This is a genomic window from Amphritea pacifica, from assembly GCF_016924145.1.
In the GTDB taxonomy this organism is placed as follows: Bacteria; Pseudomonadota; Gammaproteobacteria; order Pseudomonadales; family Balneatricaceae; genus Amphritea; species Amphritea pacifica.
The window spans coordinates 38,598-55,780 of sequence record NZ_JAFFZO010000028.1 but is presented as its reverse complement, the minus strand read 5'-3'; the positions used below and the strand labels follow the sequence as shown (position 1 = coordinate 55,780).

Annotated in this window: 18 protein-coding genes; 10 read left to right on the top strand and 8 right to left on the bottom strand. The window is 53.5% G+C overall.

Annotated features, from left to right (window positions below; all coding sequences use genetic code 11):
• Positions 1-141: 141 nt before the first annotated feature.
• On the bottom strand, positions 142-576 hold the full coding sequence (locus JW499_RS16075; protein ID WP_205211536.1) for a DNA polymerase III subunit chi: 435 nt from the start codon (positions 574-576) through the stop codon (positions 142-144).
• Positions 577-675: 99 nt separating this feature from the next.
• Positions 676-2,175, bottom strand: coding sequence for a leucyl aminopeptidase (locus tag JW499_RS16070; protein WP_205211535.1), 1,500 nt, complete (start codon positions 2,173-2,175; stop codon positions 676-678).
• 179 nt (positions 2,176-2,354) lie between these two features.
• Here JW499_RS16070 and lptF point away from each other — a divergent pair, with 179 nt between their 5' ends.
• The gene (gene lptF, locus JW499_RS16065; protein ID WP_205211534.1) at positions 2,355-3,458 is read left to right on the top strand and encodes an LPS export ABC transporter permease LptF; all 1,104 of its coding nucleotides are present in this window, start codon (positions 2,355-2,357) and stop codon (positions 3,456-3,458) included.
• Entirely contained in the window at positions 3,400-4,515 is a 1,116-nt protein-coding gene (lptG, locus tag JW499_RS16060) for an LPS export ABC transporter permease LptG (protein ID WP_232846467.1), read from the top strand. The genes lptF and lptG overlap by 59 nt, the downstream gene beginning before the upstream one ends.
• Before the next feature lie 694 nt (positions 4,516-5,209).
• On the opposite strand, the gene JW499_RS16055 is transcribed toward lptG, so the two are convergent.
• From JW499_RS16055 to gloA, 3 genes are all read right to left on the bottom strand, one after another.
• Positions 5,210-5,650, bottom strand: coding sequence for an RDD family protein (locus JW499_RS16055; protein ID WP_205211533.1), 441 nt, complete (start codon positions 5,648-5,650; stop codon positions 5,210-5,212).
• Between the two features lie 176 nt (positions 5,651-5,826).
• Positions 5,827-6,633: a tetratricopeptide repeat protein gene (locus JW499_RS16050; RefSeq protein ID WP_205211532.1), complete on the bottom strand. Its 807-nt coding sequence runs from the start codon at positions 6,631-6,633 to the stop codon at positions 5,827-5,829.
• 235 nt (positions 6,634-6,868) lie between these two features.
• On the bottom strand, positions 6,869-7,249 hold the full coding sequence (gloA, locus tag JW499_RS16045; protein ID WP_205211531.1) for a lactoylglutathione lyase: 381 nt from the start codon (positions 7,247-7,249) through the stop codon (positions 6,869-6,871).
• A gap of 127 nt (positions 7,250-7,376) precedes the next feature.
• On the opposite strand from gloA, the gene JW499_RS16040 reads away from it, so the two are divergent.
• Together JW499_RS16040 and fldB are read left to right on the top strand one after the other, a co-directional pair.
• Positions 7,377-7,706 (top strand): phasin family protein, encoded by a 330-nt coding sequence (locus JW499_RS16040; RefSeq protein WP_205211530.1) that lies wholly within the window; start codon positions 7,377-7,379, stop codon positions 7,704-7,706.
• 32 nt (positions 7,707-7,738) lie between these two features.
• Entirely contained in the window at positions 7,739-8,257 is a 519-nt protein-coding gene (gene fldB, locus JW499_RS16035; RefSeq protein WP_205211529.1) for a flavodoxin FldB, read from the top strand.
• A gap of 20 nt (positions 8,258-8,277) precedes the next feature.
• Here fldB and nhaD read toward each other — a convergent pair whose 3' ends face one another.
• On the bottom strand, positions 8,278-9,723 hold the full coding sequence (nhaD, locus tag JW499_RS16030; RefSeq protein ID WP_205211528.1) for a sodium:proton antiporter NhaD: 1,446 nt from the start codon (positions 9,721-9,723) through the stop codon (positions 8,278-8,280).
• 209 nt (positions 9,724-9,932) lie between these two features.
• Between nhaD and prfB the strand changes: the two genes are divergently transcribed.
• From prfB to JW499_RS16000, 6 genes are all read left to right on the top strand, one after another.
• Positions 9,933-11,027 (top strand): peptide chain release factor 2, encoded by a 1,095-nt coding sequence (prfB, locus tag JW499_RS16025; RefSeq protein ID WP_205211527.1) that lies wholly within the window; start codon positions 9,933-9,935, stop codon positions 11,025-11,027.
• 160 nt (positions 11,028-11,187) lie between these two features.
• Entirely contained in the window at positions 11,188-12,690 is a 1,503-nt protein-coding gene (gene lysS / locus JW499_RS16020; protein ID WP_205211526.1) for a lysine--tRNA ligase, read from the top strand.
• 75 nt (positions 12,691-12,765) lie between these two features.
• Positions 12,766-13,215 (top strand): hypothetical protein, encoded by a 450-nt coding sequence (locus JW499_RS16015; protein ID WP_205211525.1) that lies wholly within the window; start codon positions 12,766-12,768, stop codon positions 13,213-13,215.
• Positions 13,216-13,233: 18 nt separating this feature from the next.
• The gene (gene ung / locus JW499_RS16010; RefSeq protein ID WP_205211524.1) at positions 13,234-13,923 is read left to right on the top strand and encodes a uracil-DNA glycosylase; all 690 of its coding nucleotides are present in this window, start codon (positions 13,234-13,236) and stop codon (positions 13,921-13,923) included.
• A 212-nt stretch (positions 13,924-14,135) separates the two neighbouring features.
• On the top strand, positions 14,136-14,696 hold the full coding sequence (locus JW499_RS16005) for a hypothetical protein (RefSeq protein ID WP_205211523.1): 561 nt from the start codon (positions 14,136-14,138) through the stop codon (positions 14,694-14,696).
• Between the two features lie 47 nt (positions 14,697-14,743).
• Complete coding sequence (locus tag JW499_RS16000; RefSeq protein WP_205211522.1) at positions 14,744-15,166, top strand: GFA family protein; 423 nt, start codon at positions 14,744-14,746, stop codon at positions 15,164-15,166.
• Between the two features lie 55 nt (positions 15,167-15,221).
• Here the strand turns inward: JW499_RS16000 and efpL are convergent, their stop codons facing one another.
• Positions 15,222-15,788, bottom strand: coding sequence for an elongation factor P-like protein EfpL (efpL, locus tag JW499_RS15995; protein WP_205211521.1), 567 nt, complete (start codon positions 15,786-15,788; stop codon positions 15,222-15,224).
• 161 nt (positions 15,789-15,949) lie between these two features.
• Positions 15,950-16,990 (bottom strand): CAF17-like 4Fe-4S cluster assembly/insertion protein YgfZ, encoded by a 1,041-nt coding sequence (gene ygfZ, locus JW499_RS15990; RefSeq protein ID WP_232846466.1) that lies wholly within the window; start codon positions 16,988-16,990, stop codon positions 15,950-15,952.
• Positions 16,991-17,183: the final 193 nt, after the last annotated feature.

The window sequence follows — 17,183 nt, the reverse complement described above, 5'->3', positions numbered from 1 at the left end:
AAGTACGGTAGTTTTTGTTGTTGTTTCAATCGCCGCGAGGGCGCGCCTCCTACAAAACGTATTACGAGCCATAGAGAGATTTTGCTTTTTCTAGCGACTAGCAAGCGACGAAGGAGCGTCTAACAAGTCACGCAGTGACGTCTAGCGACTGCTCTTACGCATATCATGCATCTTCGGTGTGATGCCGTTGTTTTTGTAGAGGGCGAAGTTTTTCCGGGTGGCGGCGAGGATGTCGGGTTGCTGGATAACGATCTCGAGGATGCGGTCGAATTTCAGCGTTTCTTCTGAAGCATCCAGCGCCAGGTTGATGTAGACATCACGGTGTTGCGGTAGCTGATCGCCCCAGCCGATCTGCACCGGGGCGTCGGGTTTTCTGTTGAGCAGGCCGTGGGGGATGAAGGCGTCGGCGCGATAATCCCACAATAGCTGATCCAGTCGTTCCGCCTCGGTTTCTCCGGCGACATGGATGTAAGCGTTGCGGCCGTGGCCCAGCACTTTATCCGCCAGGCGGCAGAGGAAGGCGGTGCGACTTTCCGGATCGGCGTCGGGCAGAACATAGAAATCAGCCTGGCTCATCGTTGCTATCCTGTTTGATTCAGTCGGAGGAGTGAATTCGCTGGCTTAACGGGTCAGGCCAGGCATCAAAATGCAGATCTGGCCCGTTAAGAACCTGATTTACTCGTCGTCGGTCAGATCATCCACCTGGGCAATCAGATGCTGACACAGCAGGGGGACACAGCGGCCGGTGGCCCCTTTCGATTTACCGTTGCTGTTCCAGGCGACGCCGGCGATATCCAGGTGTGCCCAGCGATACTTCTTGGTGAAGCGTGACAGGAAGCAGGCCGCAGTAATGGTGCCGGCGGAGGGGCCGCCAATGTTACCCATATCGGCAAAGTTGCTGTCCAGCTGTTCCTGATACTCATCCCACAACGGCAGGCGCCAGGCTTTATCCGCGGCAAACTCACCCGCGGCCAGCAGATCGTCGGCCAGCAGATCGTCGTTGGATAACAGGCCGGTTGCATGGTTGCCCAGAGCCACGATACAGGCGCCGGTCAGGGTGGCGATATCGACGACGGTTTCCGGTTCAAAGCGTTCGGCGTAGGTGAGCGCATCACACAGCACCAGTCGACCCTCGGCATCGGTATTGAGGATTTCAACCGTCTGGCCGGACATGGTGGTGACGATATCGCCGGGCTTGGAGGCGTTGCCGGAGGGCATGTTCTCTGCAGCAGCGACAATGCCGACGACATTGAGATCCAGCCCCAGTTGCGTCAGTGCTTCCATGGTGCCAATGACACTGGCCGCGCCGCACATATCAAACTTCATCTCATCCATCTTGGCGCCAGGCTTCAGGCTGATGCCGCCGGTGTCGAAGGTGATCCCTTTGCCCACCAGTACGTGAGGCTGTTGATCCGGCTCGCCACCTTTGTATTCCATCACAATCAGTTTGGATGGCTCAGAGCTGCCCTTGCCGACCGATAACAGGGAGTGCATACCCAGCTTTTCCATCTCATCCTCGTTGAGAATGGTGGTGGTCAGCTCTTTACAGGTCTCGGCCAGAGCCAGCGCTTTTTCCGCCAGATAGGAGGGGGTGCAGATATTACCCGGCAGGTTGCCCAGTTCGCGGGCGGTATCGATACCGTTGGCGATTGCGGAGCCGTCACTGATGGAAAACTCGCCCAGTTCGGCATCGTCCTGGCTCAGCAGGAAGGCGATGCTTTCCAGGTTGAGTGGATCGGCTTTTTTGCTCTTGGTGGCGTCATACTGGTACAGCTCGGCGCTGGCCCATTCGGTGTTGTGGCGCAGTTGGCGGTAGAGGTCCTGATCGGCACTTTCCAGTCCATCCAGAGCGATCACTGCGGTCTTGCAACGAATCGCTTTGAGGCTGGCCATGATGCTCCTGATGATCTTCAGCTGATTACGGTCGCTGCGCTCATCGGCTTTCCCGAGGCCCACCAGTAGCACCCGGCTGGCGCTGATACCGGGAACCTTATGCAGTAGCAGGGTTTCACCCGCCTTGCCGTTGTGATCGCCGAGCACCTCTTTGAGGTAGCCCGCTGATGCCTTGTTGACCAGATCAGCAGAGGGGGCTAGTTCGCCATCAGGGGCAACGCCGACGATTAAACAGTCAGTTTCAAGGGATTCTACTGAACCGGTAACGATTTCAAATTCCATGCTTTCTCCACACAAGACATCGTGCTTGGTTTATAAGATAATGACGCACCGGCGCAACCTGTATCTGTTGCCCGGTTTTTAATTTGATACCCGGATTTTATCCTAATGCCGCAGAAACAAAACCCTGTTTTCGGTATCAGAGAGAATTCTTTACCTGCAATTACACAGGATATGGCAGTTTGATTATCTTTCGCTACCTGGCCAAAGAGGTGCTGATCAGCATGGCCGCAGTTACTCTGGTGCTGCTGTTGATCATTATGAGTGGTCGTTTTATCAGTTATCTGAGTATCGCTGCGGCCGGTGAGATACCGATGGAAGCGGTATTTTACTACCTTCTGTACCGAATGCCCGGTTTTCTTGAACTGATTTTGCCGCTGGGGCTGTTTCTGGGTATTTTGCTGGCCTACGGTCGGCTCTATCTGGAAAGCGAGATGGTGGTGCTGCAGGCCACCGGTATGAGTCAGCGCCGCCTGACCATGTATACCCTGGGACCCGCGCTGTTTACCGCTCTGCTGGTATCACTGATGAGTCTCTATCTCTCGCCTGTGGGCGCAAATCAGACCGAGATTATGCTGCAGAAACAGCGCAATGTCGGTGAGTTTGATGTGATCACCGAGGGGCGCTTCCAGACCATGCCCAGGGGCAACCGGGTCACCTATATCGAACATCTGGATAGTCTCAGCGGCTCCATGAGGGGAGTGTTTATCTCTGAGAAGGTGAAGGTGGATAACCGGGAGCAGGCGGTAATGGTGGTGGCAGAAAAGGGGCGCAGTTATACCAACCCTGACACCGGGATACGTTATCTGGTGCTGGATAATGGTTATCGCTATGAGGGCAACCCCGGTGAAGCGGACTATCGTCAGATTCAGTTTCAGGAATATGGAATTCGTCTGCCGGATCAGCAACCGATCCAGCAGGTGAATGAACTCTACTCCCTGCCGACCACTAAGCTGTTTGATGGCAGTGCCGCAGAACGGGCACAACTGCACTGGCGGTTGTCATTGCCGATGCTGACCCTGATTGTTGCGCTGCTGGCGGTGCCATTGAGTAAAACCAATCCCCGGCAGGGGCGCTATGCCAAGCTGATACCCTCCATTCTGCTTTACATGGCTTATCTGATGCTGCTTACCAATATACGTAAATATATTGAGCGAGACGGGGGCGAGGTGATCCTGCTGTGGCTGGTACATCTGCTGTTCTTTGGACTGGCCATGGGGCTGTTATATGTCGATGGTTCCTGGAAGAAACTGCTGGGATGGCGGAGGGCTGATCATGCTGCTTAAGCTGGATCGTTATGTCGGTCAGCAGGTTTTGCTCAGCATTATGGTGGTGATGCTGATTGTGGTCGGCCTGGACTTTCTGTTCCAGATCATCGATGAGATGTCGGAGCTGAATGAGGGCTATACGCTGATTATCGCATTGGGGTATTCCGCCCTGAATATGCCCGCCGCGTTTTATGAATATCTGCCGCTGGGGTGCCTGGTTGGCTGCCTTCTGGGGCTTGGCGGACTGGCAAACGGCAGTGAGCTGACAGTGATGCGGGCTGCCGGGGTGTCGGTATGGCGTCTGGTGCGGATGGTATTAAAACCGGTGATTGTGCTCGCGGTAGTGGCGCTGTTTCTGGGGGAATATGTGGCGCCCTATGCCGGCGCGCTGGGGGAGAGTATCCGCGCCCAGCACCTTAATCGCGGCACTATCTCCGCCCGTACCGGGGTGTGGCATCGGGAGAATGGCGAGTATATCCATATCAACGTGGTGACCCCTGCCGGCGATATACAGGGCGTAACCCGTTTGGGTCTTGCCCCCGATAGCAGTCTGTCGTTCAGCAGCTATGCCAAATCGGGCCATTACCAAAACGGCGTCTGGGTGTTGAAGGATGTGGCTGAAACCCGTTTTCTGGAAAATAAGGCTCAGACTCAGGTCCAGCATTATGATTCTCAGGAATGGAATATCGAGCTGAACCCCCAGCGTCTCAAGGTGTTGATGGTCAAACCGAAAGAGATGTCCACCAGCGAGCTGTATCAATACAGCCAGTACCTTGATGACCAGGAGCTGGATAATGATCGCTATATGCAGAGTTTCTGGCGCAAAGCATTTCAGCCACTGGCTATTATCGGGCTGGTGCTGGTGGCGGTGTCGTTTATCTTTGGCTCATTGCGCAGTGTGTCTTCCGGACAACGCATCATCACCGGCGTGGTGGTGGGAATGATCTTCAAAATCAGTCAGGATATTCTCGCGCCGATGAGCAGTCTCTATAGTATTGACCCGGTCTGGTCCGCGCTGGTGCCGATTATGATCTGTATGATGCTGGGGAGTTGGTTGATTAAACGAGCAGGATAAATTGCAAAAAGCGCGAGAGTGGCTAGACGTCACTGCGTGACTTGCTAGTGGTTAGAACGCTGCGCTTGCTAGAAAAAGATCAAAGCCACTCCGTGCTATTGCTCTTAATCTTTGCTTTTTCTAGCAAGCAACGCAGTTGCGTCTAACTACTAGCAGGAAGCGAAGCTTCCGTTCTAGAATAAGCGCTTGCAGGGGCATGGTTGTCAGCTTTTTGTGTGCATTATGTAGGAGCGGCTTCCAGCCGCGATCAGTCATTCGCGGCTGCAAAAGGCGCGAAAGTGGCTAGACGTCGCTGCGCGACTTGCTAGTGGTCAGGGCGCTGCGCTTGCTGGGAAAAGAGAAGGATTAAGCGCTTTCAGAGGCATGGTTGTCAGCTTTTTTGTGTGGATTGTGTGTTTTGTGTAGGAGCGGCTTCCCGCCGCGATCAGTCATTCGCGGCTGGAAGCCGCTCCTACAAGGAGAGGTCCTACAAAGCCACTCCGTGCTATTGCTCTTAATCTTTGCTTTTTCTAGCTAGCAACGCAGTTGCGTCTAACTACTAGCAGGAAGCGAAGCTTCCGTTCTGGATTAAGCGCTTGCAGGGGCATGGTTGTCAGTTTTTTGTGCGCATTATGTAGGAGCGGCTTCCAGCCGCGATCAGTCATTCGCGGCTGGAAGCCGCTCCTACAAAGAGAGATCTTACAAAGTTCTCGCTTCACTTCTTGGGCAGCAAAACTATCTGCGTTTCTGAGAAGCTGTCATGCCAGGTGGCTTTGTTGGATGAAAACAGCATCCAGAAGAAGCCCAGGCCTAAGCAGGCGAATGAGACGATGGCGGTCATAAAGCGGATCAGCGCCTGGCGCAGGCTGATATGGCCACCATCGAGGGTTTGCACTCGTAGTTTCCATGCTTGCATCCCCAGGGTCTGACCCAGACGGACCCAGAAGTAGGCGAAGAAAGCGAAGGTCAGCAGAAACAGGACTGATTGAAACAGCGGACCGCTGACCGCTTCACCATGGTTCAGTCCGACGGCTGCGAAACCGGTGCACATCCAGATGGCAACCACCAGAAAACCATCATAGATCATGGCTGCGAAACGGCGCATCAGGCTGGGCTGGCGCAGTTCGCCTTCAAGTTCCGGGAAAGGTTTGCTCATCTTGATTCTTACAGTCTCTGGCTAAGATTGACTACCGGCTGGGCTTGCCTGGATTGATGCAGGCAAGCCGCGACCATCTAACAGCCGCAGACTATACCATCAAAACATGCCCGGTTGTTACGACCCGCATATAAAAAAACCGGACACAGGCCCGGCTTTTCAGTTGTGCGATCGTGTTATTTGAATGGTGTGACAAACTTCTCTTTGTATTCAGTCGCCAGTGCTTTGGCTTGTTCCAGTTCGCTGTCAGAGAGTTTCATGACGATGCGGGACTGGATCGCTGTCGCGGTCTGGTTGCCCAGCTCCAGCGCGTTTTGTAACCAGGCGTAGGCGATGATGTTGGTTTGCTGATCATCCTCTTCACCGTGGTTGTTGGAGTACAGTGCACCAAGGAAGAACATGGCGTCCATATGTCCCTGTTCAGCGGCTTTACGGTACCACTTCTCCGCCATGGCGAAATCCTGCTGAACACCGGTGCCGAAGTTATAGGCCCGTCCCAGGTTGTGCTGAGCAACGACCAGCCCCTGATCCGCGGCCAGTGAATACCATTTGAACGCCTGAGCTGCATCGCGTTTGACACCATAACCAAACTCATACATCTCACCGAGGCGGTTCTGAGCGGTGGCATCGCCGGATTCAGCGGCCGGTTCAACGGTTTTCAGTTCAACTTTGTAACCTTTATCTTTGTAAGCCCGCAGACTGTTGACACAGTCCAGGTGTCCCTGAGCGCTACAACGGTTATAGAGCTTTACGGCGGCCTGCTCGTCGGCTTCAACGCCGAGACCGAATTCATACATCTGCCCGACAAGATTCATTGCGTCCAGATTGTTGTCATTGATCAGTGGCTTCAGCTCAGTCATGGCAGTGCTGTAGTCCTTGGCTTCAAAGGCTTTCAGGCCTTTTGCCAGACTGGCGGCATATGCGGAGGCTGTGTTGAGAGTCAGTAGCAGCCCGGTCATGGCCAGTAGTAGTTTCTTACTCATCGAGTTACGCCCGTAGTTAAAGATAAAAAATTGGCGCCTATTATAACGGCCTGCTTTCCGAAGTTGATAGGGACAAAACGGATCTTTTTGGCCGGCACTGTTGGCGCAGATCAGTGAAATGCTTAATTAGCAGTATCTAATGTTGGGCGTATTCTACATGATAAACGTGCAAAAATCATGACGTTGACCGGGCAGTATTCTTTATCGCTGCGTGATCGGCGAAGCAGTCGCTGGCTCAGTTACTCAGTAGTTCGATCATATAGCCGTCGGGGTCGCGGACAAAGGCCAGGATGGTTGAACCGTGTTTCATCGGTCCCGGCTCTCTGACGATCTGTCCGCCGAGGGATTTTATCTTTTCGCAGGCGTCGTAGACATCTTCCACTTCGATGGCGATATGGCCGTAGGCGTTACCCATATCGTAACTGCTGGTCTCCCAGTTGTGGGTCAGCTCCAGCACGGTGTTGTCGGACTCAGGACCATAGCCGAGAAAGGCGAGGGTGAACTTGCCGTCGGGAAAATCTTTGCGCCGTAACAGTTTCATATTGAGGATCTCAGTATAGAATGAGATCGATTTCTGCAGGTCTGTTACCCTGAGCATGGTATGCAATAGTCGCATTTTGAGGTCTCCTGTTTGTGGCCTGATGGTTGTTCATCGTAAACTATCCCTCTGGCAGATCAAATTAATCTATCTATATATTATTGGGGTTCAGACACCCGGCCGGGTGGCGAGCAAGGATATTGTTATGTTTCAAGATATGTCTAAAGTACTGAGTCAGTCTATGGGGCCGTTTAAAGAGTTAGTCAATATTCAGACAAAAATGCTGGAAGAGCTGACCCGGCAGCAGATGGAGTGTACTAAAGCCTGTATTGATGCAACGGTGGCGCAGACGCGGCAGATGCAGAGCTGTACCTCGGCAGAGGAGTTAATCAGGTCGCAACAGGAGTATGCGGAGCAGCTGGAAGAGATGCTCAGGCAGGCGAACGACAAAAATATGAAGGCGCTGCATGAGGCCCGGGAGTCGGTTGAACGGCTGGCCGGTGATGCGTTTGATGCGTTTGCTCCAAAACGATAATGTTTCTGGTCTGATTAATTAAGTGAGACATAATGAGTAAGGACGTGGGGCTTTTTTACGGATCAACAACCGGCAATACGGAAAGCTGTGCCGAACTGATTGCGACGCATATTGGTCCTGAGCGGGTTGATCTGCATGAGCTGGCGACAGACGGACTGGCGGGGCTGGGCAATTATAGTTATCTGATTCTGGGGATCCCTACCTGGGACTATGGTGAGCTTCAGGAAGACTGGTCTGATGTCTGGGCGGAGCTGGATGAGGTAGATCTCAACGGCGTCAGATGTGCGCTGTTTGGTCTGGGAGACCAGGTTGGTTATGGCGAATGGTTTGTGGATGCAATGGGTGCGCTGCATGACAAACTGGTGAGCCGGGGCGCGCTTATGTGCGGTTACTGGCCGATCTACGGCTATAACTTCGAGGCGTCCAGGGCATTGAATGAGAGCGAGGATTATTTTGTCGGTCTGGTGCTGGATGAAGACTGTCAGAGTGAGCTGACGGCGGACCGGATCGCACAGTGGGTGCCCCAGGTAATGGCCGCGTTTGAACTCTGAGCGGCTGGCAAACTTACGGCTTAATAGCCATTGATCCACAGGTGGGCGGTGATGCTGAGCAGATAGCCCAGCGCGATCGCCCAGCTCCATTTCAGATGGGTGTAAAAAGTATAAACCCCTTGTGCCTGCCCCATCAGTGCAATCCCGGCGGCTGAACCGATGGACAGCAGCGAACCGCCGATGCCGGTTGTCAGAGTCACCAGCAGCCATTGATTGGTGGACATCTCCGGCTGCATGGTCAGCACCGCAAACATCACCGGAATATTATCAATCAGGGCGGAGACCACCCCGATCATGCTGTTGGCCAGGGTCGCTCCCAGGGTGCTGTAGATCAGGTCCGACAGTAACGCCAGATGCCCCAGGGTGGATAAACCGCCCACGCATAACACCACCCCATAGAAAAACATCAGCGTATCCCAGGAGGAGCGCTCAACCACCTGAAAGATATCGAAACGGCGGATAACATCGGTATGATCACCTTTCATCTGACTGATATCGGTCAGGTTATCGATATGATGGTTATGAATATGGCCGGTATCCCGGATGTGAGCTTCAAAACGGCTCAGGTAGTAGCCATACAGTTTTAAGATGCCCAGTCCGGTCATCATGCCCAGCACCGAAGGCAGATTTAGCAGGCTATGGCTGGTGACGGCCAGCATTATGGTGAGCATAAACAGCAGCAAAATCGGCAGCGCTCCGCGTTTCATCCGGCGTGGCTCGTTGCGGCGTTCCGCAACCGGGTTGCCTTTTTCAATGGCAACCGACATCAATACGGCTGGTACCAGCCAACTGACTGCTGAGGGGATAAACAGCGCGAAAAAGCCGCTGAACTCAATTACCCCTTTCTGCCAGACCATCAGCGTAGTGATATCGCCAAAGGGACTGAATGCCCCACCGGCATTGGCGGCGACCACCACATTGATACAGCCGACGGCAACAAATCTAATGTTGTGCTGACCCACCGCCATCACTACCGCCCCCATCAGCAGGGCGGTCGACAGGTTGTCCGCCACCGGCGAGAGAAAAAACGCCAGAGCCCCGGTTGCCCAGTAGATCTGTACCAGCGTCAGTTCGCAGGACACCAGCCAGGCACGCAGGGCGGCAAATACCTGTCGTTCCTCCAGGGTGGTAATAAAGGACATCGCTGCCAGCAGGAAGAAAAACAGCTCAGCGTATTCAAGCAGGTTATGCCGGAAGGCGATCGCCGCGGTTTCGCTATCCCCATCCAGGGTATAGGCCAGCCCGATTAACAACCAGATCAGTCCGGCGGCGACAATCACCGGTTTCGATTTGCGCAGATGAAAAAACTCCTCCCCCAGCACGAACAGATAGCTGATCAGAAAAATGACAATACAGGCGATGCCGATAAATGTATCAGTATGGGGGGGGGCAGTTTCTTCCGCGGCCATCAGGGGCGAAGGAAGTAACGCGAAAAACGTGCAGAAGATGATCAACAGTCGATACATTTTAGTATTGGTTATCTCGCAGTTCCCTAGGTTATATCCAATTCTTGCTGATAAAGGGGGGCAAAGTCGAGTTTTTTCAGCCGTTTGGATACACAGCCGCAGGGGAATCGGGTAAAATGTGCTGCTTTTTTAAACGGCTAATTCAGCCAGTCCCGGTACCGATCAGATAGAACGCTGCCAGCGCAGATAGAGAGAGTAAAGCGATTACGATGGAAATCAATCCGATCATCAATAGCCTGAAAGATATAACCGAGCGAACCGAGGTGTTACGTACTTATCTGGAATACCCGGAGAAGCAGGAACGCCTGGAAGAGGTCAATCGGGAGCTGGAAGATTCTGCCGTCTGGAGTGAGCCGGAGCGGGCGCAGGCGCTGGGTAAGGAACGGGCGATGCTGGAAGGTGTGGTGCAGACTATCGATGATCTGACCGCCGGTGTTGCTGATGCCCGTGATCTGCTGGACATGGCGGTTGAAGAGGATGATGAGGATACCGTTGAAGAGGTGCGCAGCGAAGTTGCAAATCTTGAGGGGCTGCTGAATCAGCTGGAGTTTCGCCGGATGTTCTCCGGTGAGGCGGATGCTAACAACGCTTTCCTCGATATTCAGGCCGGTTCCGGTGGCACCGAAGCGCAGGACTGGGCTGAGATGATGTTGCGGATGTACCTGCGCTGGGGTGAGGATAAAGGCTTTAAGACCGAACTGCTGGAGTGTTCTGCCGGGGATGTGGCGGGTATCAAATCGGCCACCATCCGCTTTGAGGGTGAATATGCCTTTGGCTGGCTGCGCACTGAAACCGGGGTGCACCGTCTGGTGCGTAAATCACCGTTTGACTCCGGCGGCCGTCGTCATACATCGTTCTCCTCGGTATTTGTTTCCCCTGAGATCGACGATAACGTGGAGATCGAGATCAATCCGGCCGACCTGCGGGTGGATGTATACCGGGCCTCCGGTGCCGGTGGTCAGCACGTTAACCGGACTGAGTCTGCGGTGCGTATTACCCACGGACCTTCCGGTATTGTGGTGCAGAGCCAGAGCCAGCGTTCGCAGCATCAGAACAAAGATACCTGTATGAAACAGTTGCGGGCCAAACTGTACGAGATGGAGATGCTGAAGCGCTCCGAGGCCGCCCAGGAACAGGAAGACAATAAAGCGGATATCGGCTGGGGCAGTCAGATCCGTTCCTACGTACTGGATGATCAGCGTATTAAAGATCTGCGCACCGGGGTGCAGAGCAGTAACTGCGATAAGATTCTCGATGGCGATCTGGATCTGTTTATTGAAGCCAGCCTGAAAGCCGGTCTTTAAGTGTTAAACACTGCGAAAGCGGTTGCGCTCATCACGCTTTCACCGCGTTTAAGTTATTGTGCTGGCTGGCGCAACGCTTAAACGATTTAGAAAATATGAAGAGATTGCGATTTAGCGATCTCTGGAATTAAAGAGTTAACCATTAAAGGTTCCACATAACATGTCTGATAACACTCAGCAGCAAGATGAAAACCGCCTGATTGCGGAGCGTCGTGAAAAACTCAACGCGCTGCGTGAAGCGGGTAACGCTTTCCCAAACACTTTCCGTCGTGATAGCTATGCTCAGGATCTGCAGGATCAGCATGGCGATAAATCCAAGGAAGCGATTGCTGAAGAAGGCATTAAAGTCAGTGTTGCTGGCCGGGTGATGCTCAACCGCGGTGCTTTTGGTGTCATCCAGGATATGTCCGGGCGGATTCAGTTCTACGTGAACAAAGAGGCGCGTGCTTTCGCTAAATCACTGGATCTGGGCGATATTATCGGTGTTACCGGTACGTTGCATAAGTCAGGCAAGGGCGATCTGTATGTCGACATGGAACAGTATGAACTGCTGACCAAGAACCTGCGTCCGCTACCGGATAAGCATAAGGGGTTGCAGGATACCGAGATTCGTTACCGTCAGCGCTATGTGGATCTGATCACCAATGAACAGTCCCGCAAAGTATTTGAAACCCGTTCTAAAATTGTTGCCGGTATCCGTAACTATCTGACTGAAAAACGCTTTATTGAAGCGGAAACGCCGATGCTTCAGGTGATTCCCGGTGGCGCCAGTGCCCGGCCCTTTATCACGCACCACAATGCGTTGGATCGGGATATGTATCTGCGGATCGCCCCGGAGCTGTATCTGAAACGTCTGGTGGTGGGTGGTTTCGAGCGGGTGTTTGAGATCAACCGTAACTTTCGTAACGAAGGCCTGTCGACCCGTCATAATCCAGAATTTACCATGATTGAGTTCTATCAGGCGTACGCGGATTACCATGATCTGATGGACCTGACCGAAGATATGCTGCGTACCGTGGCGCAGAATGTGCTGGGAACGACGACGATCGTTAACACCGTACGCAATGAAGACGGAGAGGTGCTGGAAACCTTTGAATACGACCTTGAAAAGCCGTTTACCCGTCTCAGTGTGTTTGATTCTATCCTCCACTATAACGACGATATCACTGCCGAAGCGCTGGCCGATGATCATGCTGCCCGTCAGATCGCAGAGCGTATGGATATCGATGTGAAGGATAGCTGGGGGCTGGGTAAGGTGCAGATCGAGATCTTCGAGAAGACCGTTGAGCACCGACTGCAGCAACCGACTTTTATCACCGAATATCCGACCGAAGTTTCACCGCTGGCCCGGCGTAGCGACGCCAACCCGTTTGTGACTGACCGGTTTGAATTTTTTGTTGCCGGACGCGAGCTGGCGAACGGCTTCTCTGAGTTGAATGACTCTGAAGATCAGGCGGAACGTTTTCAGGCACAGGTGGCAGAAAAGGATGCCGGTGATGATGAAGCGATGCACTACGATGCAGACTACATCAATGCGCTGGAATATGGCTTGCCGCCCACTGCCGGTGAGGGTATCGGTATCGACCGGCTGGTGATGCTGTTCACCGATTCGGCTTCGATTCGGGACGTTATCCTGTTCCCGGCGATGCGCCCCCGGGGCTGATGCGTCTTTGAACAGAACCGGTTAATCTATAAGGGCTGCCCTCGGGTGGCCCTTTTTGTCTTCAGGAATCTCTGTATGAGCTGGTTAATACCGCAACAGAAACGCCATCTGCCCGGCAAACGCTGGATCAGCATTATGCTGCGTTCGCTGCATCTGGTGGGAATTGCCGGGCTGGCGGGTGCTTACCTGTTTCATCAGCCGCAGGCGGCCTGGTTTCCCTATCTGCTGCTGGCTGTTGGCAGTGGTGTGCTGATGGTGGCCAAGGAGCTCTATGTGGACTCTATCTGGCTGTATCAGCTGCGGGGTCAGTTAATACTGTTTAAACTGTTGTTGCTGAGCGCCGCAATCTACTGGTTTACTCAGCCACAGGCCTGGATCTATATCGTGGTGATTCTGATCTCCGGCGTGATCTCCCATGCCCCGGGTAAGGTGCGCTATTACTCGATTATCTATGGTAAAACCCTGACCCGTGAGGTGTGGCTGGGGCGCTCTGATGCGAAGATTCGTGACTGCGGTGATAACTGAATGAATGAGGAGTGTATTATGGCACTGGACAATGCCCCGAGCTGGCAACCCTGGTTAAACGCTGAGTTTAAAGCGCCCTATATGCAGCAGCTGAAACAGTTTTTACAACAGCAGAAGGCGGCTAAAAAAACCATCTACCCCCATTCGACTCACTGGTTTCATGCCCTGGAGGCAACACCGCTGGACCGGGTGAAGGTGGTGATTATCGGTCAGGACCCCTACCATCAGCCAGGTCAGGCCCACGGTCTGTGCTTCTCGGTGCGACCCGGTATCAAGACGCCTCCTTCGCTGGTGAATATCTATAAAGAGCTGCACAGTGATCTGGGGGTGACCCCGGTGAATCACGGTTATCTGGAAAGCTGGGCAAAACAGGGGGTGTTACTGCTGAATGCGGTACTCACGGTTGAGGATTCGCAGGCCGCCTCCCATCAGGGGAAAGGCTGGGAACAGTTTACCGACCGGGTGATCGCCACGGTGAATGAGCAGTGTGAGCACGTGGTGTTTCTGCTGTGGGGGAGCTATGCCCAAAAGAAGGGGGCTGTCATCAATCCGCACAGGCATCTGGTGCTGAAGTCTGCTCATCCATCGCCACTGGCGGCCTATCGCGGCTTTTTTGGCTGCAAGCACTTTAGTCAGGCGAATGAGTATCTGCAGCGTTGTGGGCGTGACCCGATAGATTGGCAGCTCCCGGGGGAAATTAGCAGCTAGACGCGACTTCGTCGCTTGCTAGAACGGCGCTGCGCGCCTGCTAGAGGCTAGCAAAAGAGAGAGTTTGAGCAAATATTAGTAGAGTAAACTGCTGATTGTGTTACGCTTTTTCTAGCCACTAGCCACTAGCCACTAGCCACTAGCCACTAGCCACTAGCCACTAGCCACTAGCCAGCGGCGTAGCCGGTCTGTCGACTGGAAGGAGACACCCCATGAATGAAACTGTGCGTTTGAAAGTATTTCATCTGGATACCGATGCTCAGGAGACGCTTTCTCAGTTATTTGATTTGCGTCTGGATGAGATCTGGGCAGGAGGGCTGCATACCTGTCTGGGACAGGATATGAACCGAGCCTGCTGGCTGCGATTTCGTTTGAGTGATGAACAGTGGATCGAGGTGAGTGTTGCCCGGCATCCGTTTGCCGATGGTTTTACGGTGGGTTGTCTGGCGGTTAATGAGGTTGAAGCGGTGGTGCCTCGTCCTGATCGGTGCAGCTGGATCAGTCTGCCTGCAGCCGCTAGTATTCTCTCTATCGAGATCTATGAGCAGAGGGAGCTGATCGATATTGTGGCGGCAGAACTGAATATCCCCTCTGAATCCCTTAACTATGACGCGCTGCTGATTCTCTATCTGGATAACGGTTCTGCGATTATGTTGGGGATGGAGCAGGATTTCGTTGATGGTGAACTGGTGATACTTCAGACTGACCAGCCTGAGGCGCAGGTTGGCCCCGGCTTACGTTTGCGGCGTAAACTGGAAAACCGTCAGAAGTGAAATTCAGGGGTGCAGAGCAGCCATGAGTGCCCCTAAGGAGATGAAATATGAGTGATACATTAACGGTAACGGGTCAGTGTCTTTGTGGTGCGGTGTCGATGAGCACCGGATCGATGTCTCCTTCAATGGGGGCCTGCCACTGCAGTATGTGCCGGACCTGGACCGGAGGTCCGTTGCTGGCGGTGGACTGTGCTGCTGATCTGCAGATCTCAGGTGCTGAATATATTCGCCGGTTTCAGTCCTCGGACTGGGCTGAACGGGGTTTCTGCAGTCAGTGTGGCACACATCTGTTTTACCATTTAACGCAGCAGGACCAGTATATTGTCCCGATCGGCTTTTTTGCGGTTGATGAGGGGGTTACGTTCAGTCATCAGATATTTATCGATGAAAAGCCTGAATACTATTCGTTTGCCAATGTCACAAAGGATATGACCGGGGCGGAGGTCTTTGCTCTTTATGCTTCTGAATAAGCATCACCGATAAAAAAACCGCCTGAGTTGGCGGTTTTTTTATAAGCTGTGTTAATTATGCACGGCCGGTAAATTTACGCTCTTCCACGTTGACCTTGATGCGGTCGCCGGTGGAGATATGTTCCGGCACCTGCACCACCAGTCCGGTGGACAGTTTGGCTGGCTTGGTGCGGGCGGTGGCGGAGCCGCCTTTGATTGAGGGGTCGGTTTCGATGATCTCAAGTTCGACAATACCGGGCAGGTCCAGCGCCACCGGCACATCATTTAAAACCATGACATGCATCCCCTGCAGATCTTCAGTGATAAACGGTAGCTCATCTTCGATGGTTTCTTTGTTCATGCTGTAGGAGGTGTAATCCTCGCTGTCCATGAACACATACTCATCACCATCAGTGTACGAGAATGTGGCTGCACGACGGCTCAGGTCGGCCAGGGTCAGCATATCGGAGTCTTTGAAGGTCTCATCTATCTTAGCGTTGGTGGCAACATTGTACATCCGCATGCGATAGAGGCTGCCTCCGGCGCGCCCTTGCGGAACTGAGCGTTCAATATCCCTGACAATATAGGCTTCGCCATTGATCTCGATGGCGGCATTTCTTTTTATTTCGCTAGCTTTAGGCATGATCTGATGTTCCAGGATAAAAATGTTAGCGTAGTATAATCAGGTCTTCGGCCGGAAAAAATGGGGCGTCAGATATTTTCTCTATAAAGATGATGCGAGACCGGCAACCGCCAGGCGGGCAATCGTTATTTTCAGCGCTATAGCGACGCTGCGTTCATGGATCAGAGCCGCTGGGGGCGCTCAAACAGTTCCGGATCGAGTTCGTAGGGCAGTGTCAGGCGCTGCAGTGGCTGATCACCGCCTTCCAGTGTCAGCGCGGTCTCGGTGTCATCAAAACTGGTTTTCAGAATGACAGCCAGCAGTTCACCCTGCTGCTCTGAGGTCATTGCGGCACTGACAACGGTGCCAACACCTGCGCGCTCCGGCGTATTGATCGCGGTGCCGGGGGGGGGAGTCTGGTCAGCGCTGAACGCCAGTCGGTACATTGGTCGGTTGAGTTTGCCCCGATGTTGCAGGCGGGTAATCACCTCCTGACCGGTATAGCAGCCCTTGCTGAAGCTGACACCGTCGAACACCTGAAGGTTGGTCATCTGAGGGATAAAGGTTTCCAGGGTCGCGCTGTCCAGTGACGGGATGCCGCTGCGGATATCCTGCAGCTTCCAGCTGTTGGTATCCGCCAGAGTGGCCTCTTTCAGCAGTCCGCTGAGCAGGGTTTTGGCCTGTTCAACCGGCAGCCACAACTCAAATCGCTCTCCCGGAACCCTGATCAGTAAGCCGCTGCCATAGACGGCGAATTCTCCGGTTTCTGCCGGGAGGGTGAAACCTTCTGCCAGGAGTGCCCGGTCCGCCTGTGCGCCACTGATCCCCAGCCCCACAATCTCATCTGAACGGTTATGGCTTTCCGCTTTGGAGAAGATCATATACTTTTTCAGGTTGGCCATCGCGGTGTCCAGAATCGGCCGTTCAGTGCGTAGCCAGAAGCCATTTTCAACCGGCATCAGACGACTGAGGCTGATCATGCTTCCTTTGATATTACAGTGTGAGCCGAGCAGACTTTTACCTGCACTAAGCTGTTGGACATCGCAGGAGAGTTGGCCCTGAAGAAATTTCTCTGCATCAGGACCGGTGACACTGAACAGCCCCAGATGGGTCAGCGGGGTAACCGTGACCGCCGCATCGCGGCTCTCTGCTGCTGAAACCTGGCAGTTTCCCAGCTCATCAACCTGAACACCCAGCGCATTAAGCGTTTCTAACCAGCTCATAATATAACCTGAAAAAGTGAAGTTCTTGTATTAAGTTCTTATGCAAGCTCTTGTATGTAAGCGCTTGCCAACTCGCAGTGGCCTGCTTAATCTTTTTCTAGCCACTAGCCACTAGCCACTAGCCACTAGCCACTAGCCACTAGCCACTAGCGAAGCCGCATCTGGCGAGTCACGCAGTGACGTTCTTGCACGG